The sequence below is a fragment of the Shewanella xiamenensis genome (genome assembly GCF_024971755.1).
GTDB lineage: Bacteria > Pseudomonadota > Gammaproteobacteria > Enterobacterales > Shewanellaceae > Shewanella > Shewanella xiamenensis.
On record NZ_CP079718.1, the window covers coordinates 4,592,705 to 4,614,454 of the forward strand.

Annotated in this window: 21 protein-coding genes; 10 read left to right on the forward strand and 11 right to left on the reverse strand. The window is 46.3% G+C overall.

All coding sequences use genetic code 11. The features are described 5' to 3' along the window. Positions 1 to 46: 46 nt before the first annotated feature. Positions 47 to 2,176 (reverse strand): dissimilatory sulfite reductase SirA, encoded by a 2,130-nt coding sequence (sirA, locus tag KXJ80_RS21270; protein WP_037413884.1) that lies wholly within the window; start codon positions 2,174 to 2,176, stop codon positions 47 to 49. 502 nt (positions 2,177 to 2,678) lie between these two features. Here sirA and KXJ80_RS21275 point away from each other — a divergent pair. From KXJ80_RS21275 to KXJ80_RS21290, 4 genes are all read left to right on the forward strand, one after another. Continuing rightward, entirely contained in the window at positions 2,679 to 4,736 is a 2,058-nt protein-coding gene (locus KXJ80_RS21275; protein ID WP_218737538.1) for a heme lyase CcmF/NrfE family subunit, read from the forward strand. A 4-nt stretch (positions 4,737 to 4,740) separates the two neighbouring features. After that, positions 4,741 to 5,190 (forward strand): cytochrome c-type biogenesis protein, encoded by a 450-nt coding sequence (locus KXJ80_RS21280; protein WP_037413880.1) that lies wholly within the window; start codon positions 4,741 to 4,743, stop codon positions 5,188 to 5,190. A gap of 16 nt (positions 5,191 to 5,206) precedes the next feature. Then, complete coding sequence (locus tag KXJ80_RS21285; RefSeq protein ID WP_037413878.1) at positions 5,207 to 5,791, forward strand: TlpA family protein disulfide reductase; 585 nt, start codon at positions 5,207 to 5,209, stop codon at positions 5,789 to 5,791. A gap of 252 nt (positions 5,792 to 6,043) precedes the next feature. Continuing rightward, positions 6,044 to 6,622, forward strand: coding sequence for a nucleoside triphosphate pyrophosphohydrolase family protein (locus tag KXJ80_RS21290; RefSeq protein ID WP_218737539.1), 579 nt, complete (start codon positions 6,044 to 6,046; stop codon positions 6,620 to 6,622). Positions 6,623 to 6,667: 45 nt separating this feature from the next. On the opposite strand, the gene KXJ80_RS21295 is transcribed toward KXJ80_RS21290, so the two are convergent. Then, complete coding sequence (locus KXJ80_RS21295; protein WP_039978987.1) at positions 6,668 to 6,895, reverse strand: helix-turn-helix domain-containing protein; 228 nt, start codon at positions 6,893 to 6,895, stop codon at positions 6,668 to 6,670. Positions 6,896 to 6,897: 2 nt separating this feature from the next. Then, the gene (locus tag KXJ80_RS21300) at positions 6,898 to 7,416 is read right to left on the reverse strand and encodes a DUF2975 domain-containing protein (RefSeq protein ID WP_172589202.1); all 519 of its coding nucleotides are present in this window, start codon (positions 7,414 to 7,416) and stop codon (positions 6,898 to 6,900) included. A 157-nt stretch (positions 7,417 to 7,573) separates the two neighbouring features. Here KXJ80_RS21300 and KXJ80_RS21305 point away from each other — a divergent pair, with 157 nt between their 5' ends. After that, positions 7,574 to 9,634, forward strand: a complete 2,061-nt coding sequence (locus tag KXJ80_RS21305) for a prolyl oligopeptidase family serine peptidase (RefSeq protein WP_218737540.1) — start codon at positions 7,574 to 7,576, stop codon at positions 9,632 to 9,634. A gap of 159 nt (positions 9,635 to 9,793) precedes the next feature. Then, a complete protein-coding gene (locus KXJ80_RS21310; protein WP_218737541.1) occupies positions 9,794 to 10,084 on the forward strand; it encodes a helix-hairpin-helix domain-containing protein in 291 nt (96 codons plus the stop codon). Here KXJ80_RS21310 and KXJ80_RS21315 read toward each other — a convergent pair. Continuing rightward, entirely contained in the window at positions 10,081 to 11,187 is a 1,107-nt protein-coding gene (locus KXJ80_RS21315) for an AI-2E family transporter (RefSeq protein ID WP_055648687.1), read from the reverse strand. The two genes, KXJ80_RS21310 and KXJ80_RS21315, sit on opposite strands and share 4 nt — an antisense overlap. A gap of 279 nt (positions 11,188 to 11,466) precedes the next feature. Next, entirely contained in the window at positions 11,467 to 12,525 is a 1,059-nt protein-coding gene (locus KXJ80_RS21320; protein WP_218737542.1) for an NAD(P)H-dependent flavin oxidoreductase, read from the reverse strand. A 390-nt stretch (positions 12,526 to 12,915) separates the two neighbouring features. Here KXJ80_RS21320 and KXJ80_RS21325 point away from each other — a divergent pair, with 390 nt between their 5' ends. Both KXJ80_RS21325 and KXJ80_RS21330 read left to right on the forward strand, forming a co-directional pair. Then, positions 12,916 to 13,332 (forward strand): DUF2541 family protein, encoded by a 417-nt coding sequence (locus KXJ80_RS21325; RefSeq protein WP_218737543.1) that lies wholly within the window; start codon positions 12,916 to 12,918, stop codon positions 13,330 to 13,332. Positions 13,333 to 13,423: 91 nt separating this feature from the next. Further along, positions 13,424 to 13,816: a DUF4156 domain-containing protein gene (locus tag KXJ80_RS21330; protein ID WP_218737544.1), complete on the forward strand. Its 393-nt coding sequence runs from the start codon at positions 13,424 to 13,426 to the stop codon at positions 13,814 to 13,816. Between the two features lie 75 nt (positions 13,817 to 13,891). Here KXJ80_RS21330 and ubiA read toward each other — a convergent pair whose 3' ends face one another. Together ubiA and uvrD are read right to left on the reverse strand one after the other, a co-directional pair. Beyond that, positions 13,892 to 14,752 carry a 4-hydroxybenzoate octaprenyltransferase gene (gene ubiA, locus KXJ80_RS21335; protein WP_069453723.1) on the reverse strand — a complete coding sequence of 287 codons (861 nt, stop codon included), beginning with the start codon at positions 14,750 to 14,752 and terminating at the stop codon, positions 13,892 to 13,894. Positions 14,753 to 14,877: 125 nt separating this feature from the next. Next, positions 14,878 to 17,046, reverse strand: coding sequence for a DNA helicase II (uvrD, locus tag KXJ80_RS21340; protein ID WP_188871845.1), 2,169 nt, complete (start codon positions 17,044 to 17,046; stop codon positions 14,878 to 14,880). Between the two features lie 780 nt (positions 17,047 to 17,826). Between uvrD and KXJ80_RS21345 the strand changes: the two genes are divergently transcribed. Then, on the forward strand, positions 17,827 to 18,282 hold the full coding sequence (locus tag KXJ80_RS21345) for a hypothetical protein (RefSeq protein WP_218737546.1): 456 nt from the start codon (positions 17,827 to 17,829) through the stop codon (positions 18,280 to 18,282). 696 nt (positions 18,283 to 18,978) lie between these two features. After that, complete coding sequence (locus KXJ80_RS21350) at positions 18,979 to 19,317, forward strand: DUF2314 domain-containing protein (protein WP_218737547.1); 339 nt, start codon at positions 18,979 to 18,981, stop codon at positions 19,315 to 19,317. 285 nt (positions 19,318 to 19,602) lie between these two features. Here KXJ80_RS21350 and KXJ80_RS21355 read toward each other — a convergent pair whose 3' ends face one another. The 4 genes from KXJ80_RS21355 to KXJ80_RS21370 all read right to left on the reverse strand — a co-directional run bounded on the left by KXJ80_RS21355 (position 19,603) and on the right by KXJ80_RS21370 (position 21,704). Continuing rightward, a complete protein-coding gene (locus KXJ80_RS21355; protein ID WP_218737548.1) occupies positions 19,603 to 20,010 on the reverse strand; it encodes an NUDIX hydrolase in 408 nt (135 codons plus the stop codon). 97 nt (positions 20,011 to 20,107) lie between these two features. Then, complete coding sequence (ypfJ, locus tag KXJ80_RS21360) at positions 20,108 to 20,986, reverse strand: KPN_02809 family neutral zinc metallopeptidase (RefSeq protein ID WP_218737549.1); 879 nt, start codon at positions 20,984 to 20,986, stop codon at positions 20,108 to 20,110. A 47-nt stretch (positions 20,987 to 21,033) separates the two neighbouring features. After that, on the reverse strand, positions 21,034 to 21,459 hold the full coding sequence (locus tag KXJ80_RS21365) for an NfeD family protein (protein ID WP_218737550.1): 426 nt from the start codon (positions 21,457 to 21,459) through the stop codon (positions 21,034 to 21,036). Positions 21,460 to 21,470: 11 nt separating this feature from the next. After that, positions 21,471 to 21,704 carry a hypothetical protein gene (locus KXJ80_RS21370; RefSeq protein ID WP_037413552.1) on the reverse strand — a complete coding sequence of 78 codons (234 nt, stop codon included), beginning with the start codon at positions 21,702 to 21,704 and terminating at the stop codon, positions 21,471 to 21,473. Positions 21,705 to 21,750: the final 46 nt, after the last annotated feature.

Below are 21,750 nucleotides of genomic sequence, written 5' to 3' on the forward strand. Positions count from 1 at the left end.
ATTCCCCGGCACGGATGTGCCGGGGACAAGTTAGACTCGAGTCGAACTAGATTTTCTGTGCGCTCAGACCTTTACCATCGATAATGGCTTGGGCTTGAGTGACATAGGTTAAGGCTGCATCGAGACGTTTCAGTGAGTAAGTTGGGCCGTGCGCACCCCATGAGCCGTCAGCCTTGATCAGGCGAACAACATCTTGGGCTTTGTCGGTCAACATCAGCACTTGAGTCTTGTCTTCTACCGACAGCTTGGTGACTTCTAACAGCTTATCGATACGGGCAAGGGCTTGCTCTACTTGGGCAAAAGTTTCTTTAACTGGTTTTTGCCACTTTTGAACTTCGCCGTAAATTTCCATCTGGTCTTCAAAGTGCAGACCCACTTCAAGTTCAGATTGGAACTGGCTGTGACAACCTTTGTTTTCCACTACATCGTGGTCTGAAGCCGAAGTACGAGCACAGGTCCACATCAAGTCGAGGTAGTTGTAGCCGTTTTCATCTTTCGCCACAGTCCAACCTTTGGTCGTCGCATCGCGAGACTTACCTTCTGGTGGGTTAAGGGTCTTACGCAGTGGATCGACATCAATCTTCCACATGTGTGACTTACGAACGTTGTCGAAGCCCGCCATATCTGGGAATTGGATCGCAGTGAAGTTTTCACAGCTTCCCATGTTTGGCATGTGACAGCTTTGGCAAGTTTGGTTGCTGTGGGTGTTAGTGTTCTTAGCAATCTCGGCTTGAGCCGTATGACACTCAGTACACTCTTTGATGATTTTTGGTTTAGTAATGCCTGACTTCCAATCACCATCGGTCACTTCGTGAGGATCGTGACAGGTTGAACAACGCATACCTTTGTCATAGTGAGCAGAGGCAAACATTTGTGAACCTTCAGTACCGCAAGATGGGCAAGAAGATTTCATCTTCACGTTGAAGGCATATTCCAGCTTCTCTTTACCCTGTGGCGTTTCAGCTAACTCTTCAACAAAGTTGAAGCGTTGGTGACAACGTTCACAGTTAGATGGCATACCGCCACCAATACCGCCGTCTAAGTGGCCGCCTGCGCCATGACACTCTTCACAGGTAATCCCTTTAGAAATCGTGTGTTTTTGCAGCTCTTTCGGGTTACCTAAAGCAGCGAAGAATTCATCTTTCGTTTGGAAGTCAAACTTGAAGCTATGGCACATTTCGCAATAGGAGCTAGCAGGTTGGAATAGGAATTCCTTCTCATACTTAGCACCGTATGAACTCATGCCCCATTGGTGTGAACCGCTGGTACCAAAATCTTCCATTTTGACGGGGAAACTTGGAATAGCTTTGTTAATTTTTGCAGCCATTTCAGGAGTTAACCACTCAGCCCAACCGCGGGAGAATTGGTTACCACCAGCGACCATAGTACCAGTGCCATCTTTCAACAGACCGTCTTTCACATGGTAAGTACCGCGCACTAGGTAGGCGTCGATAAAACCATATTTAGTACGTGGCGTACCCACAGTCGCGTAGATAGCGTCTGGCGTAATACCCGATGGCAGAATCGTGGTATCTTTGGTGGTATACATGGTTTTTTTCAGGTCGTTATCGACTTCTGGATGTTCGCCAGGGAAGCGAATCGTCTTAGAGTGACGTGAACGTCTCCATTTTTCGTATTGCGGGCCATGACACTCACCGCATTTTTCTGGGCCCACAAACTTGTTCGGGAAATCTAAAATCGATTTTGCCCCTAAACGGTATTGCAGTGCTTTTGGACGCTGACCATCATTATAAGAACTATAACGTACAGCGGTGCCATCGGTTGAGTTCACTTCTTTACTGTGTTTACTGTAAGCAACACTGTCACCACCGTGTAAATATTCTTCACCACGATCACTGACTTTATAAGTGCCTTTTAAACGACCTTCTGCGTCATATTTAAAAACTGGGTGATTTTCAAATAGAAAATCAAACAATTCTTGCTCTTGAACAATATAATCCTGCAGTGTTTTAACACCACGGGATTTCTCCATTAAATTTTCATTTAAATTGGGGTTAGCCAAGATATCTTGAGTATAGTGAGTTTGTTGTTTATTACCCACACCAGGGACCACTTTACCATCCGATTTAGCATCGGATGCGATTGTGGTAGCGCTTACGGCAGAACCTAAACAAAACAGCACGCCTAAGGCTGTTTTGGTTTTCCATCGCTTCATCATTCACTCCTAATTTATCATTAGTTTTATATTTTCCACTGAACCTAACTGTTCACTGAACGACATAAACAATTGACCAGTGACGGCATAATGAATGAGAGAAAAAGCAAAAAATCTGCGCTAGAGCACATTAAATTTTGATTCAGAAATCAATAGAGATAAAAATCAAAAAATACATACAAATCATAAATTTGATAAAATTTTATTAGTGATTTTTTAGATTTTAAATCTGTTTTTTTAGATCTAAAAAAACCTAAAAACAGCTTTGAATTTTCAAAAATAACCAAAGCCACAAATGACGATTTTAATACCGAGACAGATCACATTCCTTCCGTTAAAACTCAGTTACCCTGCAAGCCAATCGTGGAATGGGTAAAGACTTCACATCTAACTTACCTAGATAAAAACAAATAAGTCTGTACCGATTAACCGCTAAAAAAATAACCTCCATTAATTTCAGTATTAATGTAAATCGATAACTAATGCCATGCAGGAAATATCAATGATAAATATGATTCCAGAAATAGGGCACATATTGCTAATCATGAGTACTGTTTTTGCATTATTGTCGGCAACGAATCATTTAATTGGTAGTTACCGGAATAATTTTTACCTAATCCACTTTGGCAATAAATTATTTTACGCACTATTTATTACCTTATTTGCCGCACTGTGTAGCTTAATATTTAGCTTTATTAGCGATGATTTTTCAGTCGCCTATGTTGCCAACCATTCTAATAGTCAACTCGCTCTGGGCTATAAAATTGCGGCCGTGTGGGGCAGCCATGAAGGCTCAATGTTATTTTGGGTATTCGCCATTGCCCTGTGGGGCGCAGTGATCAATTGGCGCCAAGCAACGAATAAGGTTAATCTCGATAGTGCCAGTTTACAGGCTGATAAGGCTTACTTTGGTCAAGTCCTCGCAATTTTGGCCTTAGTGATCCTCGGCTTTAATTTGTTTTTACTCTTCACCTCCAATCCCTTTGCCCGCTTGCTACCAAATATTCCAGTCGAAGGGCGCGACCTTAACCCCATATTGCAGGACATAGGCTTAATACTGCATCCACCTATGCTGTTTTTGGGTTATGTCGGGCTAACGGTTTGCTTTGCCGCAGCGCTAGCATCGTTACTGGGAGGAAAGTTACCGACTCGCCACCTCGAATACATGCGCCCTTGGGTGCTATTGGCGTGGATTTTCCTCACAGGGGGCAATGCCTTTGGTTCTTGGTGGGCTTATAACGAACTGGGCTGGGGCGGTTGGTGGTTTTGGGATCCCGTTGAAAACGCGTCATTTATTCCTTGGCTGGTTGCTACAGCGCTGGTGCATTCTTTAGTGCTCACCCGAAAAACACAGGGCTTTACCCTTACCACACTGTTTTTATGTTTATTAGCATTCTCCCTCAGTTTGTTAGGCAGCTTTTTGGTGCGTTCCGGTATCGTGCAATCGGTACATGCCTTTGCTGCTGACCCAACCAGAGGTATGTCAATCCTATGTTTATTAGTGCTTTTTGTTGGTGCGGCCCTATTTATTTTTGCGATAAAAGCCTCCGCACTGAGACGAGAAGTCACCCATGCTCTATTAAGCAAAGAGGCCTTATTACTGCTTGGGGTGATCGTGCTGGTAGTCGCGGCTTTTTCCGTACTACTTGGCACCTTTTATCCCCTGATATATGAGCTGTTAAACCTAGGTACTTTGTCGGTGGGCGCACCTTATTTTAATGCGATTTTTGTCCCATTGACCTTTATCGCTGTCGTCTTAATGGGCCTCGCCCCGCTACTCAATTGGGGACAATCCACCCACAAACCACTCAAGGTATTGGCTGTCCCCACTGTAGCCATTGCCATTATTGCAACAGTGCTGGGTTATCAAACTAAAGGCGATGGCGCATTATTCCTCGTTCTTGGCAGTGCCAGCGCGTTATTTTTATTGTTATGCCTTGGTTTGAGTCTAAAGATGATACTCAAGCCACCACGCGGCGCTCCAGAACACTTATCCACAGCACGACCAATCCAGCCGTCAGCATCAAAGCGCGCAAGGGTCGCCATGATGCTCGGACACTTCGGGGTTGTAGTGACGATTATCGGCGCAACATCGGTGTCTTTTTTCGAGCAGGAAGCCCTGCTACGAATGGGGCCAGGCCAAGGTAAACCGTTAGCGGATTATGTGCTGGTGTATGAGAGTACCGAGCAAGTTGAGAGCCAAAGTTTTACTGCTATTCAGGCCAATATCAGTGTACGCGATGCCAAGCAGGACGATCGAGTACTGGGCTATATCCAACCACAAAGACAAACCTTTAAAAGCAATGGTATGGAGATGTCCCACGCGGGCATCGACCACGGTTTTTGGCGCGATATTTACGTCTCAATGGGACTGCAACTGAGCGACACTGAGTACCTGATCCGCATTAGCTATAAACCATTAGCGACTTGGATTTGGCTAGGCGCCATGTTGATGATGCTCGCAGGAGCAATCGCAGCGTGGCCCGTCAGACAAGTTCGCCATGTTGAACACACAGAAGCACTGAGGGCAGCAGGTACCCCTCAGCTAGGGAGACTGTAACCCCATGAATCCATTATTTCGCTCCCCCTATTTGAGTTTATTGTTTTGGTTGTTGTCACTCATCCTCTGTTTTGGCGGGACAACCTTTCTCGCTACAGCACAGGAAAGCTCGGATATGGGCACATCCTATCAGCAACAGGCAATAGCGATCAGCAAAGTACTGCGCTGCCCGATGGCGACCAACCAAACCTTATTCGAGTCGCAGGCACCTATCGCCCATGAGCTCAAAGGGCAAATTTTTTCGCTGCTTGAACAAGGCTATAAACGGGATGAGATCCTCGATTTTATGGTGCAGCGCTACGGTGAAAAAATCCGTTATCAGCCGGAATTAAAACCCTCAACACTGGCGCTTTGGCTAGGCCCACTGGCGTTATTAATCATAGGGTTAGGCTTAGGTCTTACCCTGATAAAACGCAAGTCACCTTCCGCTAACAACGCGACTCGCTCAGTTTGAATATAAGGATAACCCCATGAAATCATCCACAGCCAAGCTCACCCTCCTTTGCACTTCATTGCTGCTGAGCTGCGTCGTGCAGGCCCATTCTCTGCAAAACAAACTCTATGACACTGGCGAAGCAATTCCAAAACCACGAGTCATGACGGGTTTTATTGAGATGCAACATGCCCGCGGGATACCCGAAGTGCCTTTTATGGATGAAGCAGGACAAGCACAAAGCCTCAAACAACATCAAGGTAAGCTTACGCTAGTAAACCTCTGGGCAACCTGGTGTGTCCCTTGTTTAAGGGAAATCCCCGAGCTGCAAAAACTACAACAGCAATTTGCCGATAAAAAAATCGCTATTGTGCCAATTTCAATTGATGAAGAGATAAAAGAAGTACGCCCGTTTCTTAATCAGCATGGTTTTAATCAATACAGCACTTGGCTCGACCCCAACAAAAATATCGAGCAGATCATTCCTGCCAATGTGGTTCCTGCGACTTATTTATTTGATGCAAAAGGTAATCTTGTTGGGTTTGTTCGTGGCTATTTAGATTGGTCTGACAAAGAGGTTGCCCCTTATTTGGATAAGCTGATCGCCAAATACGCGCAATAAGCCGTTAACCCAGCGGTCAATGACGAGGTCTTTAGTGACTTAGTCCGTGCCTGTTAATCAAATCTCCATTCGGTGTCCACCCTAATCTTTGCCGAAACCCGCTGCTCCCCGATTTGGCAGCGGGTATTTTTTACTTCAAGGCCAGCACACTTTGTATTCTGCGCCACCTTTCTTTAGAATTGCCGCAGTTATCCATAAATCGATTTCACCAATCTATTTGTAAAACCTATTGATAAAATCTAAGGCACTCCGATGAAACTCAGCTGTTTAACTCAACCTATTTATGACCACTTGTATCGTGATATCAGTGAGTTTCGCAGTACCTTCGACCTCGCAGTCAACGATGCCAGCTCATTGGATGATAAGGCTGACACCTTACATACTTCGCTGATTATTGAAGAGTTAACTGAACTTGCCGAAGCCGATAGCCGTATCGAACAAGCCGATGCCATTGTCGATTCAGTGTATGTGTTGATGGGGCGTTTAGTGCACTTAGGCGCCGATCACATGCATGACAAATTAGAAATCAGCTACCTTATCGACTTGCTGCTGTGTGTCGCCAAAAACCGTGAAATTGACTTTATCGCCTGCTGGGACGAAGTCCATTCGAGCAATATGAGCAAAGTGTGCCGCAACGAGCAAGAGCTAGCCGAAACCATTGCTTTTTATGCCGAGCAAGGCGTTGACATCGTCGGCAGTAAAAAGGGCGAATTTATCATCGCCAAATGCGCTAAAGATGTAGAAATGGCCGGTAAAGTCGTGCGCCAAGGCAAGGTATTAAAGTCGGTGTACTATCGCCCAGCGGATTTAACTCAGTTAGTAAAAGCGTAAAACCGCAAACCTAGGCTGCACAGCATGCAGCCTAGGCATCTTCCCTTAGTCCGACGTGTCTTGCTCAGCATCCTTTCGGTATTCCAAAATATCCCCCGGCTGACAGGCTAAGTATTCACAGATACTCGCCAAGGTATCAAAACGCACCCCTTTGACTTTGCCCCGCTTAAGCAAGGACAAGTTCGCCTCGGTAATGCCTACTGCCTTGGCAAGCTCTTTAGAACTAACCTTTCGCATCGCCATCATGACGTCTAAATTAACGATAATATTCAAGATCACACAAACTCTTTGTTTTCCGCCTCATAATCGCGGGCGGCTTTAAGCAAATACACGATAAGCAACATCAATAAAATCGTGGTGATATTGCCAAAATCAAGCACTAATTCGATGCGACCATCCTCAAAAAATGACTGATGATAATAGCCTATGCCTAAGTTTTGTAGCATTTCAAACACTAAAGCGGCTGCTTTCAGCCATACGAGCCACAAGTAACATTTCATACTCTCATCACTGAAAAATAACCCCCGTTGATAGCAGGATAAGAGCCGTTGTAGCCAATAAACACCGACTAAAAATGAGATAAATAATGGGGTTAGCATGACGAGCAACAGGTTTCGGTTAGCGTTCGGCAAGTTCCACAGTTCGAGGAACTGGGAATTACTGGTATTGAAGCGGATTTCATCATAGGCCCAATAGCTATAAAGCAGATGGGCGATAATCGCCACAGCAGACAAGAGCACCAGCCAGCGACAAAAGCCACTGATTTTTATTAATTTTTTAAAATTTTGATTCATCCACTCACCCAAACATCATCCCAAGCCGTTCATAGCGAACGAACACCAGTATAATCCTTCGACAAAAAATATTACAAAGAAATATAATTTTATTGTTTTACGATAATTAATTTTCGTATTAGCATAATGTCAATTTTCCTAAACTAAGGTTACGACAATGCAAAAATTTCCTTTTACGAGTCAGTTATGCAGTGCTGCCATTGCCGCCGCACTGCTGCTGACGGGTTGCACTACGGCGGATGTTCGCAACGAGCAACCTCAAGTTGCCGCGACACAGCAAACCGAGGCGCCGCTCATTCCTATCGAAAACTTCTTCAATCAGCAAAGCATTCGCCATCTAAAAATGTCCGACGATGGCAAGTGGCTTGCCTTTGTGAAGGAGTACCAAGGAGCCAGCAATATCTTCCTGATGGCCGATAAGGCCGACCTTGCCAGTGCCACACCACTGACCAAATCGGTAGAACCCATCCGCGCCTTCGAATGGTCCGCCAAGGGTAATGACTTATTCTTTATGAAGGACAAAGGCGGTAACGAAAATACGCAAATTTATAAGCTGAGTTTTGAGGAAAAAGCCGGCAAGATCACCGCCAAAGAGCAGCGCTTAATACATAAGGACGATGTGCAATATAGCGTGCTCGAGCAGGTAAAAGACAATCCCGATTTGTTGGTTGTTCAAGCCAACCACGACGATTCGAGCCGCATGGATATTTATCTGCTCAATATCAACGACGGCAAGTTAACCCCTATCTTGAAGAACGAGCAGAGCTTTACTCAGGTGAAGTTTAACAAGCAGGGTCAACCTGTGATTGCCAGCAGCAGTAATCTCGATAACACCAATGCCTTGTATGTGCTGATCGACGGTAAGTGGCGCAAGATCATTCAAAGTGCCAAGGGCGAGAGCATCGATATTCTTAAAGTGAACGATGATAAGAAGCTCGCCTATATCAGCGCCAATATCGGCGATCGCGATAAGCAAGAATTGCTGAAAGTCGATCTGATGACGGGTAAATATGAAACCATTCACAGGGATCCCGACAACGAGGCCGACGTATTTGGGGTACAGTTTAGCGATGCGGGTGAGCCCTTAGCGGTTGGTTACTACGGTGGACGTTTACGGGTTTATCCCTTAGATGCCGAGTTTGCCCGCCACTGGGATGTGATAAATCGTCATTTTAATCAAGATGTTGAAATCACAATTGGCGAGATGAACGAGAAAACCCATCTGTGGCAAATTCATGTCGCCAGCGACAGAGCCGCAGGCGCGGACTATCAATACAATGCCGCCACTGGGGATATCCATCTGTTAGTCGACATTCCGGCCAGCATTCCTGCGGAGCAACTCTCGCCACGCCAATCTATCGTGTATACCGCGCGGGATGGGGTGAAAATCCAGGCTTATTTAACGCTACCGAAAGGTAAACAGACTCAGCTACCGACCATTATCCTGCCCCATGGCGGCCCTTGGGCACGGAATTTTTGGACACTCGACTCGGGTTATTTCCACGCGATTGCCCAGTTCTATGCCAACCGTGGTTATGCCGTGTTGCAACCTAACTTCCGCGCCTCGACGGGTTTCGGTAAGAAATTCTTAAACCTAGGCAACCGTAACTGGGGCATTGGCAGCATGCAGCACGATCTCACCGATGGTGCCAATTACTTAGTCGAACAAGGTATTGCCGATAAACAACGTTTAGGGATCTTCGGCGCCTCCTACGGTGGTTATGCGGCGCTGTCTGGCGCGACCTTTACACCTGACTTGTACCATGCTGTGATCGCCTATGTAGGGCCATCGAGCCTAGTGACACTGATGAATTCCTTCCCCGACTACTGGCGTCCCTATTTAGGCCAATGGTTTGAGTCGGTTGGCGACCCGCAAATTGCCGAGCAGAAGCAAGATATGGAAAATCGCTCACCAATTAACTATGTCGATAATATCAAGGCGCCATTGATGCTGATCCAAGGGGCAAACGATCCACGCGTCACGCAAATTGAGTCGGATAATATCGCCAAGAAGATGTATCAAAAGTCTTTACCCGTTAAGTACGTACTGGCAAAAGACGAAGGACATGGCTTTAGTAAACGTGCCAACAAGCTAGCCTCGATTGTCGCCACCGAACAGTTTTTTGCTGAGCATTTAGGTGGGCGTGTCGACACCAATGTGAATCCTGAAATTCTAAAACACTTAGACAGCTTGAACGTCGACATCAGTAAGCTCTAAACTTTTGCCGCCTTTACCAGGGAAGGGAAAGGCGGCAAACTAGCCTAGATTTTATATATAAGCTCACCTTCAGCTCTCAAGATCATGCCGGATAACGAGCAAAAAACCGTAACAATCTATACTTAAAGATGTAATATTTCAGTTGGTTAGGGATAAAGAATGAATCCAGCAAAGGTTGTCAGAACCCAAGTAAAACAATTAACGGATTTACCGAATATTGGTAAAGCGAGCGCGGCGGATCTACGTCTGCTCGGCATAGAGACGCCAATGCAATTGCTTGGGAGAAATCCCTATGAAATGTATCAAACCCTGTGTGACAAAACGGGGCAAAGACACGATCCCTGTATGCTCGATGTGTTTATTTCGATTACCCGCTTTATGGCGGGCGACGATCCTCAACCTTGGTGGTTTTATACCGAGGAGCGCAAACAAGCACTCACTCATCCTTAATTTGAATGACCGTGTTCCTGCGGTGATTCAAGGGATTCAGTTACAACCGAACTATCAGGATCATCCCTTAACCATTCGCGCCAGATAGCGACTAACAGCGCCATCAACACGGGGCCGACAAACAGACCCACAAAGCCCATGGTTTTCACTCCACCAATCAAGCCGAAAAAAGTCGGTAAGAAAGGCAGCTTAATAGGCCCACCAACCAGATTAGGGCGCAGGGTTTTATCGACGATAAACAGCTCGATACTGCCCCAGAGGAATAACCCTACCCCAGCGGTCATATCGCCAGTGCCGACTAAATAAAGTGAGATCAGGGTAAACATGGTTGGCGCGCCGCCGGGCACTAAGGCCATAAAAGCAGTCAACACCCCAAAGGCCACAGCCGAAGGCACGCCAGCAATCCAGTAGGCAATCCCCAGCACTATGCCTTCACCGATGGCGATAAGCGTCATGCCGATAACGGTTGAACTTACCGTCGCGGGCACCACACGGGAAAAGCGATACCAGCGGGCGGGTAGAATACGCTCACCGACAATATCAATCTGCTTCGCCACCGACGCGCCATCTTTATATAAGAAAAACAAGGTGATCAGCATAAACAACAAGGTCAGCAGCAAGCCTAAAGTATTCCAGCCCAATTGCAGCACCCAACGGGAAATGCCTGTCAAATTTTGTCCGCTAATTGCACTGACTATCTTGCCCAGTTCATGGGGTTCACCGATAAACTGTTGCCATTGCTGGGTAAACCACGCACCAACCCAAGGTAAATCCTTAATCCAAAGGGGAACGGGCGCGCCATGCTGGTTAGCATACACCAACCATTCAGCCCATATCCTAATCTCTTGTAAAGCATAGGAAAAAACAAATATCAGCGGTGTAATTAGCCCGACAATAATCAAAACTAACGCGATAGTGGCAGACAGCGCCGAGCGACCACCGCATTTAACCAATAATTTTTGATACAGCGGCCAACTGGAGAAGCAGACGATCAGGGCGGCCAAGGCGGGAACTAAAAAATCGATAAAAAAGAAAACACCAGCACACAGCAATAAAATCAATAGGGTACGACCCACCGCAGCATTACTGATAATCTGTGCCATCCACATACTCCCACAATAGAATCCAACAACAAGGTGGAAAACTCGGCAGAGTGCCAAGCAACAACCAGCCTTTGGGTCTTCCCCATTTTGTTAGCCAGTTTATTGCGCAGTGCTTTCCATGGGCAACGACATTTAACAAAAGCGTGAGTAGTGTATCAGTGGTGCTTGCATCCCCAAAGGTATTCAAATATCTCGAAGGCCGAATGGCTGAAAATCCTTATGGCGCGGCCTTGAGCCTTGGAAGTAAACAGTAGATGCAGGCTTTGCACCTGTAACTATTTATTGGATATTAAACCCAAAGCCTAAAGCCAATTGCCGTGTCAGCTCGGCTGCGGGAATCGTTCGGCAACCTCTGGCATTTTGCCCGCACCACAGCGGGCTAAAATCGCCACATCCTTGTCGCTCCGCCGCCGTCCTTAAGCCTGCAACCGCTGAGGATGCCAAGGGGAAATCCGGTACAGCCTCATTCATCGGCCCCATTTCAGCCATAAAGCGGTTTACTATGCCGCGCGCAGGTCGACCAGAAAATAAATTAGTCAGCGCTGTATGCTGCGCGGCATCGCTTTGCAGCACCTCACGATGGATTGCACTGGTATTGCACTCAGGGCAGAGCAAATAGACCGTCCCCACTTGCACGGCCGAAGCGCCCATCGTCATGGCTGCGCGCACTGTGGCTACATCGACAATGCCACCTGCGGCAATCACCGGAATATCCACCGCCGCAATCACCTGCGGTAATAGACTAAAAGTGCCGAGCTGCTCGGTTAAATCCTCGGATAAAAAGTGCCCTCGGTGCCCACCCGCCTCAAGGCCTTGGGCAATAATCGCATCGGCGCCGTGGGCCTCAAGCCAGAGTGCTTCCTCGACGGTTGTCGCCGTAGAGATAACTTTCGAGCCCCATGATTTGATTTCCAGCAGCAATTCTTCATCGGGCAAACCAAAGTGAAAACTCACCACCTCGGGCTTAAATTTGGCTAACACCTCGGCCTGTGACTTGCTGTAGGGTGTACGCTGGGCGCCAGCAGGCTGCACACTTGAGTCGAGATTAAATTCCGAAAAATAGGGGGCTAACTGTTCGAGCCAAGCTGCTTGCTTGGCCGCCTGTGGCAGAGGCTCGCTATGGCAAAAGAAGTTCACATTGATAGGTTTAGTCGTGTTAGCTCGAATTTCAGTTAACTCAGCTTCAAGCGCCTCGAGGGATAACATGGCGCAAGGTAATGAACCTAAACCACCCGCCTCAGACACGGCGATAGCAAGCGTACTGCCTTGCACTCCAGCCATAGGCGCTTGAATAATCGGAAATTCAATCCCAAATAATCGTGTAAGTCGACACGGCATACTTCACCTCCTTTGAACTTAATCCTGCTGTCACTCACTCCGCAGCAGTTACTCACTCCGAGACCGCCAGCTTAAACAACGATTACCACCAAACTGAGTGGCATTTATCACAATCTACCAGAAAACTGCACGCAACTTATAGTATTTGCCAAATATTGAAAAATCGGTAAATTGGCTTAGATCATAAAATGTCATGCGTTAAGGGATATTTAAGTCTAATTAAAAGTAAAAATAATATCGGCATAATTTAAATTACATTTGTATCATAATGCAAAACACTTATTGACCTTATTCAAATAAAACCCGTGATATCAGCCGCACTAAGCGATAAAAAAACTATTTAGGTTACATTAAATACTTTATGATTCGCCCCCATTTTTTGGAGGCCATATGTTAATAAAATCTAGTCTATTTTCGACGTTCAATATTAATCGAATAATTATCTGCTTACTCTTGATGTTTACCACATCCGTTGCCTATGCAAAAAAAGATGATAATGACGATGAAATCACCCTTGGCCGCACCATATTACTCGGCATTGGCGATCATCCAGCCACCATACCTTTGATCATTTGCCGACAGGCAAAATATATCAAAATCAAAGCAGAAAGAGATGTGAGTATCGATCGCGTTGTCGTCACCTATGGGGATGATAAAACCCGCACCATCAAATTTGATACCGATATCGACAAACACGAACACTCGGAATGGAAATCATTAGGCGCCCGCCGCTGTGTTAAAAAAATTGAAGTATATGGAAACTCAGATCGTAGTAAAGCTGGGATAAAAGTATTAGGACGTAAATAACTTAAGTCATCAACAATAAGTATTAATCAGCTAATAATATTCTTTGAGCTAGCCGATTTTTATTAATAGTCTGAATATGAGTCATAAATAAATGAATTTTCGCACAATATTAATGTTATTACTCGGCCTTAATGTAACAGCGTGTGTTACCTTTCCTACTAAGGAATCGGCACATGTCAAAATATTATGGGAAAACTCCGTAGCTATTGAAAACTGTACTTATAAAGGCACAGTGATTGGTTCGCAGGGGCATTTCTATGATTATTGGCTGCACAGTGATAGGGATATGGTGTGGGGTACACTCAACGAGATGCGCATCAAAAGCCATGCGCTCGGCGCCGATACTGTTTATCTCTATCAACCGCTTAAGTTTTTAGGCTCTGTGACTATGATGGGAAATGCTTACCAATGCTCTGACATCCAAAGTTCAGCCAGTCAGTATCCGCAAATTGATGCGACGCAGGATACCACTTCGAGTCAGTGAGTCGCGGCTTGAGCTAATTTTTGAGCGGCTATCAGGCGACACGCCTGATAGCACTCATTCAAACGGTGAGGAAAACTAAAACAGGTAATCGGCACCTAAACCAACAAACAGTGCTAATCCAGCCCAGTTATTGTTAAGAAAGGCTTTAAAACAAGGAGCTCTTTCACGGCCAAAAATCAACATCTGTTGGTAAGTGCTAAAACCAACAAAGGTAAGCAGTCCTAGACCATAAAGCAGGCCACGGTCGGCACTCCAACCCGCGGCGATAAAACACAGCAGTGCAGCCAGTTGAAATAATCCAATGATTTGACGGTCATATTGGCCAAAAAGAATGGCGGTTGATTTGATACCGACTTTTAAATCATCATCCCTATCGACCATGGCGTACATGGTGTCGTAGGCCACAGTCCAAAACCAATTCGCCGCAAATAACCACCAGGCTTCGATGGGCACTTCACCGGTTTGCGCCGCATAGGCCATGGGGATAGACCAGCTCCATACCACACCCAAAAACATCTGCGGCATGTTTGTTACCCGCTTAGTAAAGGGGTAAATAATGGTGAGGATAATGCCTACAACGGATAATTTAACCACTAAGCCATTGAGCAGTAAGACTAAACCAAAAGCGGCTAAACCTAAGATCACAAACAGTAATAACGCTTCTTTGGTGCTGATTTCGCCGCTGGCGAGAGGGCGGGATTTGGTACGTTCAACATGGGAGTCGAGATCGCGATCGGCATAGTCGTTAATAATGCAGCCACAGGCACGCATAATCACCACACCAATAATGAAGATAATGAGTACCTTAAGATCGGGCATACCACCTGCTGCTAGCACCAGCGCCATCAAACACGGCCAGAGTAATAACAAGGTGCCGATAGGACGGTCGAGTCGAGTCAGGCGGGAATACACGTCCCACTTCTGCTTTAGATTCATTAACTAACTACTCCCAAACCTAATTTTTTATCTCGGTTGCTAGGGTAAACATCATATACCCTAGCCCCCTTTTAAGCGAATTTGCATAGGCTGAAACTGTCACAAAATCATGACATTCATACCAATCAACGCGCCTCTAAGCGCGCGTAAGCGACCACCAGCCATTTGCTGCCAAAATCACTAAAATTCACCTGTACCCGCGCCTGTGCGCCACTGCCTTCAAAGTTAGTCACTTTGCCGTCACCAAACTTTGGATGATGCACTCTTTGGCCGACGCTAAAGCCAGTATCGTTGGCGACCGCCGACTTTTGCGCACTGAAGCGATTATTAGCCATCGGTGTCGACACCTGCGCCTTTAAGCGAATTTCGTCCACATATTGCGGCGGGATTTCCTTAATAAAACGCGATGGACGGGCGTAATCTTCACGGCCATAAATACGGCGGGACTCGGCATAGGTGATATAGAGTTTTTCCATCGCGCGGGTCATGCCCACGTAACAGAGGCGGCGTTCCTCATCGAGTCTGTCGCCCTCTTCGAGCGCCATCTTACTCGGGAAGATCCCCTCCTCGACACCCGCCATAAACACCATAGTAAACTCCAGCCCCTTGGCCGAGTGCAGTGTCATCAGCTGTACTGCATCGGTAAAGGCGTCGGCCTGACCTTCGCCCGCCTCTAGGGCCGCGTGGGATAAGAAGGCGTTAAGCTCGCCCATATCCTCGAGTTCCTCTGGCATTTCGAAGGTGCGCGCGGCGGTGACGAGTTCCTCTAAGTTTTCGATACGAGCGTGGGCCTTTTCGCCCTTTTCCGCTTCGTACATGGCTTTGAGGCCAGAGGCTTGGATCACTGTGTCCGTCATCCGGTACAGCGCCATATCCTGGGTTTCTTCCTGTAGGGTGACGATAAGATCCATAAAACCACGCACCGCTGAGGCTGCGCGGCCCGCAAGCACTTTTTCATCCAGCAGCCGTAAACAAGCCTGCCACAGGGTGAGTTCCTGCTGACGCGCGGTCGAACGCAGAATATCTAAGGTGCGATCGCCAATGCCACGGGGCGGCGTATTAACCACTCGCTCGAAGGCGGCATCGTCATTTTTATTGCTAATAAGCCGCATATAACCCATAGCGTCTTTAATCTCTTGGCGTTCGAAGAAGCGCAGGCCACCGTAAATACGATAAGCTAAGCCTTTGTGTAATAAGGCTTCTTCGAGCACGCGCGACTGGGCGTTTGAACGATATAAAATCGCGCAGTCACTTAAATTGCCGCCTTTTTCGTACCAATCATTGATACGGCCGACAATAAAGCGCGCCTCATCCATTTCGTTAAAGGCGCAGTAGAGGGAAATCGGCTCACCATCGGCTTCGTCGGTCCACAGCTCTTTACCTAAGCGCTCGGGGTTATTGGCAATAAGGGCGTTCGACGCCTTCAAAATATTGCCCTTGGAGCGATAATTTTGTTCGAGGCGAATCGTGGTCGCCGTCGGGAAATCCTTCAGGAAGCGGTGCAGGTTTTCAACCTGAGCGCCACGCCAACCGTAAATCGATTGGTCGTCATCACCGACTATCATGACATTAGCCGTTTGGCCGGCCAGCACGCGGATCCAGGCATATTGAATGGCGTTGGTATCTTGGAACTCGTCCACCAGAATATGCTTAAAACGCTCTTGATAATGTGCCAGCAAATGCGGCTTATTGAGCCAAAGCTCGTGGGCACGCAGCAGGATTTCGGCAAAGTCGACAAGACCTGCGCGATCGCAAGACTCTTGATAAACCTGATAAATCTTCAGCAGGTTTTGCTCAATCGGAAAACCACCCGCATCGATATGCTTAGGCCGCAATCCTTGGTCTTTTTTACCATTGATATAACCCTGCGCCTGACGGGGAGGATATTGTTTTTCATCCAGATTCAAACTTTTCAGGATGCGTTTCAGCAAACGCAGCTGATCGTCTGAATCAAGAATTTGGAAGCTCTGCGGTAATCCCGCATCTTGGAAGTGAGTGCGTAATAAACGATGCGCTAGCCCGTGGAAGGTGCCAATCCACATCCGCCCCATATTGGTGCCAGCGACTTTTTCAACCCGCTCACGCATCTCGGCCGCAGCTTTATTGGTAAACGTCACGGCTAAAATCGAGTAAGGACTCTGCTGTTCAACCTGCATTAACCACGCGATACGGTGGGTTAACACCCGCGTTTTACCACTGCCCGCCCCCGCAAGCACTAACATGCTAGATTGCGGTGCCGCGACAGCCTCGCGCTGTTTATCATTCAGGCCGTCTAGTAAAGAAGATACGTCCATTCTCGCCTCCAAAAAATCGAGGGGGCATTATAACAGAAGAAATCCCACCTGCGCGCCTGATCCACAAGACAAGAGGCATAAGCCAAGAAGCACGAGACAGTAGCCATAAGATGATCGGTATGGAACAGTCCATTCTTAAGCACTGTCATTGCCGCAATGCTTGTGAGCGGGAATCCAGCTTGTATTTGTTTTGGGTTGGAATTAAACAAAGACACAGCGGTATTAATTACTCATAGAAAGGGTGTTCATCATTCTGTTTCAACGATTAAGCACTGTCATTCCAGTGACACGCCATTAACTCATCCCTGAGGGCTCGACGACGGCATCTGATGTAAAAGGATTTACGAATGTCGCGATCACATGGATGTGAAAGAGCGACCATGTCACGGACGGTCACTCCCATGTCAGCGCTTAATCTTGCCAACCCCTACAGTAATCTGAACCCCTTCTTACAAGCATGCACTCTGAAAATTTAACAATGGGTGACTTGTTAATTACTAATTCCTATCGAATATTTATCGCTTTACATCAGAGGCATAGCGAATGTAGCATGATATAAATCAATGCCTTGTACCTATTCTCATACATCGCTTAATACAAATCTCGCCCCTTATGAGGTGTACTTTAGAAAACAAATGTTCGCCGTATGACTCAGATTGCTCACTGGAAAATTAATTTATTTATCCAATTAATGGGATCCAGCTCTTCTGAAATTGATTCAACAACGCGAGTTAAAGCTTGTATCTTACTTGTCTTTCTTACATATATAGGACGTTGTAGATGGCTTTATTTTATAGATTTAAGATATTGGATTTTCAATTGGATGGCAAAAAATATGAATTTTGCGAATCTGACACCGTTGTAGCATATGTGCCACACAAGAAAAAACTTAACATTTCAATAGCCTACCTAACTGGCATCTTAAAGCCAGGTTTTTTCTTTTCATCAAAAGAAAAGCTCGTCATCGGCCTTAGTTTAGACCATCATCAGTATACAATTGAATTACTTGTTAAAGGCGATGAGCAGACGACGCAGATTAAGAATATGGGGGGCGGAGCCCTTGTGGGTGCAGTTGTCGCGGGGCCTTTTGGTGCAGCAGCAGGAGCATACTTTGCGTCAAAAATTAAGGAGTGCCCATGTATAATTAAAATAACCGAACCTAACTTAATAATTAAGTGTTTAGCGCCAACTGGCTTTATAAAAGAAAATCATAAAATTGAATTTTTGAAAGACTAGATTGGAGCATTCAGATTTTTTCAATAAGTTTATTAGGACACCCACTGTTAAATTTTAAAACAATGGAGTGTTAGTGATCTATTTTAAATACTAAAAAACAACACAAAAACTACAGAAGTTCACCTTCCCCTGCGAAGTTGCTGAAGGGCGTTGAAAAAATCGCGTGAGCGAGGCACGGATGCCTCGCTAGCTTTCGGGGTACAGGATGTACCATCGGAAGCGTTAGCGATTTTCGAATAAGCACGAAGCCACTAACCAAAGCATGTAACTTCGCTAGGGACGTCTTGGAGCATCCAAGGAGGATAGGACGAGCAGTCCTCCTTGGTCGGGTGTGGGGTGAAGCCCCACGACTTTGACTTTGACTTTGATTTTGATTTTGATTTTGATTTAGGTTTTATTTTTATTAAATAAATCAAACAAGATTAGGGCTGCCCCCCTCCAACAAGCAGAAACTGGAGATCCGCAACTCTTCAATGCTTTAAGTCCCAAAACAACTCAACAGTCAGTGGAATACACCATCCCTCGGAATTGCAGCATGGATAATTGAGCAATTGGTGAGTCTTCACATATATGGCAAGCTAGCTTTCGGCTATAAAACTAAAACAGTTTAGGGAACAGTGTCATATATAAACTGGCATAAGATCCTAACAAACTCGCACCACGCGTTTGCTTTAAACATTAGATTACTGAGGCTCTATGGAAGATAAATTTGCCCGCATAGAAATTGATGGATGGGAACTCAATGATGGGGAGGCCATTCATCATCAGCATTCAGACACTTTCTGGATTCCTTCCTTTGAGGCAAGGAACAACCTTGAAACAGGACAATTGGTTAAGCTCATCTTCCAGATAGTTACTGAAGATGACGCTGGCGTGGAAGAGATAAATGTAGAACGTATGTGGGTCATCGTTAAAGGCCGCATCGATAACATTTATAGAGGGCAACTTGATAATGACCCATACTGCACGGAAGAAATAAGATCTGGTATGGAAGTATGGTTTCAGCCAAAGCACGTAATAGATATTTACGAATAGCAGTAATCTAACAATGCGCCCCTGACCGCTAATTTGATCATCTTTATCAAAAATGATTAAGATTGCTTTTGTTAAGTTCGGAGGTATGGGAGTTTATCAAGACAGTCTTTGTTAAATTTTACAGCGCAAGCGCGAACTAAACCATTTGATTTTATTAATAAAAAGCAAGAGACAGTCTAACTAAATGATTTTACATGGGTGAAAATCTAGGCTTAAAAGGTACATTGCTTAAAAATCTAATCGCGCAAACCTAAGCCGATTCACTCCAAGTTTACTGATAAAGCCTTAAAACTTTGCACTCACGACAGCACCGTTAAAATTAAGGCAATCTTTAACTCTTTGCTGCTGAACCGCGCTAAGCGTGTCGATATCATGGAAGGCAAACTCTGAGTGTTCATGACTTAAGCGAATCATCACATCGACAGATGCAAACTCACAACGAAAGATAAAAGCTTGGGATTGATAGGCGCTGTGATAATAAACGCCGCTAAGATAGTGAATGTTCACCTCTAATCCCAATTCCTCTTGGCATTCGCGCAGCAGCGCTTCGTGAATGGTCTCTCCAAGCTCTAAGGCGCCGCCGGGTAAACCCCAAGCAAAATTGCCATAGTTCGCTTTGAGCAGCAGCACTTGCCCTAACTCATTGGTAATCACTGCATGACTACTGAGCCGAAACCTATCTTCAAATGCCATCTATCCATCCTACGTTGGCGCGATTACCAGCTCGCTATTTGCTATTTGCTATTTGCTATTTGCTATTTGCTATTTGCTATTTGCTATTTGCTATTTGCTATTTGCTATTAAAAGTATCGCAGCTAGCGAGCTTGCCGGAGGCAAAGCCGATATTAAACCATTTCACTCTGTCCGCGGAGCTTCCATGGGTAAAGGCTTCGGGTTGCACCGCGCGACCCGCCATTTTTTGCAAGCGATCATCACCCACGGCACTGGCCGCGGCAATGCCTTCTTCTACATCGCCAGGCTCAAGCAAATTGAGCTGTCTATCGACATAATGCCCCCACACGCCAGCGTAACAGTCGGCTTGCAATTCGAGGGCGACACTCAGTTGATTGGCCTGCGCCTTGCCTGCGGCTTGCTGCGCCTGACGCACTTTAGTGCTGGTGCCGAGTAGGTTCTGTACATGGTGACCGACCTCGTGGGCGATAACATAGGCAAAGGCGAAATCCCCCGGCGCCCCGAGTTTTTTCAGCTCCTCGAGAAAACTCAAGTCGATATACACTTTGCCGTCAGCGGGGCAATAGAAAGGCCCCGATTGCGCCTGCCCCAAACCGCATCCGGTTGAGGTCATGTTGCGATAAAGCACTAGCTTAGGTTCGATATATCGCCCTTGTAGCAATTGATTCCAAACGGTTTCAGTCGTGCCGAGGATCGCCGCCACAAACTGGGCATTTTCATCTTGAGCCGCGGTATTACTGGCCGATTGTGACTGACTAAACCCCGCTTGATTACTCGGTTCGAGGGATAATCCGCCGGTAAAGTATTGAAACGCAAAATATAACCCGCCCAGCAGCAATACCACTCGACCGATTTTAGTTTGCAGCAGAAAAGGCAATAACCTAAGCAAGAGCGCACTGGGCACGCCCGCCGACGCCATCTGTTGGTCCCGTCTATCTTCGATATTGGAGCTGCGATCACTGTCACGCCAACGCATTAGATTTCCTCGGCTATGGGTATGCAATAGACATTTCAGTTTAGCCGTTATTTGGGATCATTCTGCTCAGTAGGAGCCGCTTTTAACGAGCGCAAAAACAGCCCTAGCCCACCAAAGGCTAACACTAAAATCACGATCAAATCGAAGGCCGACATGGCTTTAAAGTGAAACTGAATCGAGCTGATCACGCCTACAATTAAGGCGACTAAGGAGCCTAAGGTAAGCAGCCAACCGAGCTTAGTCTTGGCATCAAAAAACACCATCACTATCCCGAGGATAAACGGCAGCATCACCATACCTGTGGTGATCGATAATCCCTGTCCAAAGGCATTCATGCGGTAGAGGCCGTAACCTAGCCCAAAACTGGAACTTACCTGTATCGCATTGAATAACAGATAGAATCCTGCACACATCATGGCAAGTCCAATAAAAAACTGGCCAATACCGCCCGGTGTTCCTCCCGCTCCCTTCATACCAATCCTTTCTATTGACGTTGTTGAATCGCCCGATCCACAGCTTGTTTAAGCTGTTGTTCCTCTTCAGCCTTTTTGGCCTTTTCATGGGCAGTTAACTGCTTATCCGCCTCATCCACGCAGCGCTGTTTATCTAGCATGGGTTCATAGGGGTCGACATCCGTCCGGGCGGAACAGGCTAGCTCAGCACAGCCAGAGGTCAATAATAATGTGGACAAGACTAACATAATCAATGGGGTTTTCATCTTCGGCTCCGCAACAAATGCTACAAAATAACTACACTTAGCCAAA

What these genes read in the sequence shown, in the direction of transcription:
- KXJ80_RS21325 (WP_218737543.1), top strand. Translation starts at nt 12,916, where the DNA reads ATGTTAATAAAATCTAGTCTATTTTCGACGTTCAATATTAATCGAATA.
- uvrD (WP_188871845.1), bottom strand. Translation starts at nt 17,046, where the DNA reads ATGGACGTATCTTCTTTACTAGACGGCCTGAATGATAAACAGCGCGAG.
- KXJ80_RS21310 (WP_218737541.1), top strand. Translation starts at nt 9,794, where the DNA reads ATGAATCCAGCAAAGGTTGTCAGAACCCAAGTAAAACAATTAACGGAT.
- sirA (WP_037413884.1), bottom strand. Translation starts at nt 2,176, where the DNA reads ATGAAGCGATGGAAAACCAAAACAGCCTTAGGCGTGCTGTTTTGTTTA.
- KXJ80_RS21355 (WP_218737548.1), bottom strand. Translation starts at nt 20,010, where the DNA reads ATGGCATTTGAAGATAGGTTTCGGCTCAGTAGTCATGCAGTGATTACC.
- KXJ80_RS21280 (WP_037413880.1), top strand. Translation starts at nt 4,741, where the DNA reads ATGAATCCATTATTTCGCTCCCCCTATTTGAGTTTATTGTTTTGGTTG.
- KXJ80_RS21345 (WP_218737546.1), top strand. Translation starts at nt 17,827, where the DNA reads ATGGCTTTATTTTATAGATTTAAGATATTGGATTTTCAATTGGATGGC.
- KXJ80_RS21365 (WP_218737550.1), bottom strand. Translation starts at nt 21,459, where the DNA reads ATGAAGGGAGCGGGAGGAACACCGGGCGGTATTGGCCAGTTTTTTATT.
- KXJ80_RS21285 (WP_037413878.1), top strand. Translation starts at nt 5,207, where the DNA reads ATGAAATCATCCACAGCCAAGCTCACCCTCCTTTGCACTTCATTGCTG.
- KXJ80_RS21350 (WP_218737547.1), top strand. Translation starts at nt 18,979, where the DNA reads ATGGAAGATAAATTTGCCCGCATAGAAATTGATGGATGGGAACTCAAT.
- KXJ80_RS21330 (WP_218737544.1), top strand. Translation starts at nt 13,424, where the DNA reads ATGAATTTTCGCACAATATTAATGTTATTACTCGGCCTTAATGTAACA.
- KXJ80_RS21300 (WP_172589202.1), bottom strand. Translation starts at nt 7,416, where the DNA reads ATGAATCAAAATTTTAAAAAATTAATAAAAATCAGTGGCTTTTGTCGC.
- KXJ80_RS21290 (WP_218737539.1), top strand. Translation starts at nt 6,044, where the DNA reads ATGAAACTCAGCTGTTTAACTCAACCTATTTATGACCACTTGTATCGT.
- KXJ80_RS21315 (WP_055648687.1), bottom strand. Translation starts at nt 11,187, where the DNA reads ATGGCACAGATTATCAGTAATGCTGCGGTGGGTCGTACCCTATTGATT.
- KXJ80_RS21320 (WP_218737542.1), bottom strand. Translation starts at nt 12,525, where the DNA reads ATGCCGTGTCGACTTACACGATTATTTGGGATTGAATTTCCGATTATT.
- KXJ80_RS21305 (WP_218737540.1), top strand. Translation starts at nt 7,574, where the DNA reads ATGCAAAAATTTCCTTTTACGAGTCAGTTATGCAGTGCTGCCATTGCC.
- KXJ80_RS21275 (WP_218737538.1), top strand. Translation starts at nt 2,679, where the DNA reads ATGATAAATATGATTCCAGAAATAGGGCACATATTGCTAATCATGAGT.
- KXJ80_RS21370 (WP_037413552.1), bottom strand. Translation starts at nt 21,704, where the DNA reads ATGAAAACCCCATTGATTATGTTAGTCTTGTCCACATTATTATTGACC.
- ypfJ (WP_218737549.1), bottom strand. Translation starts at nt 20,986, where the DNA reads ATGCGTTGGCGTGACAGTGATCGCAGCTCCAATATCGAAGATAGACGG.
- ubiA (WP_069453723.1), bottom strand. Translation starts at nt 14,752, where the DNA reads ATGAATCTAAAGCAGAAGTGGGACGTGTATTCCCGCCTGACTCGACTC.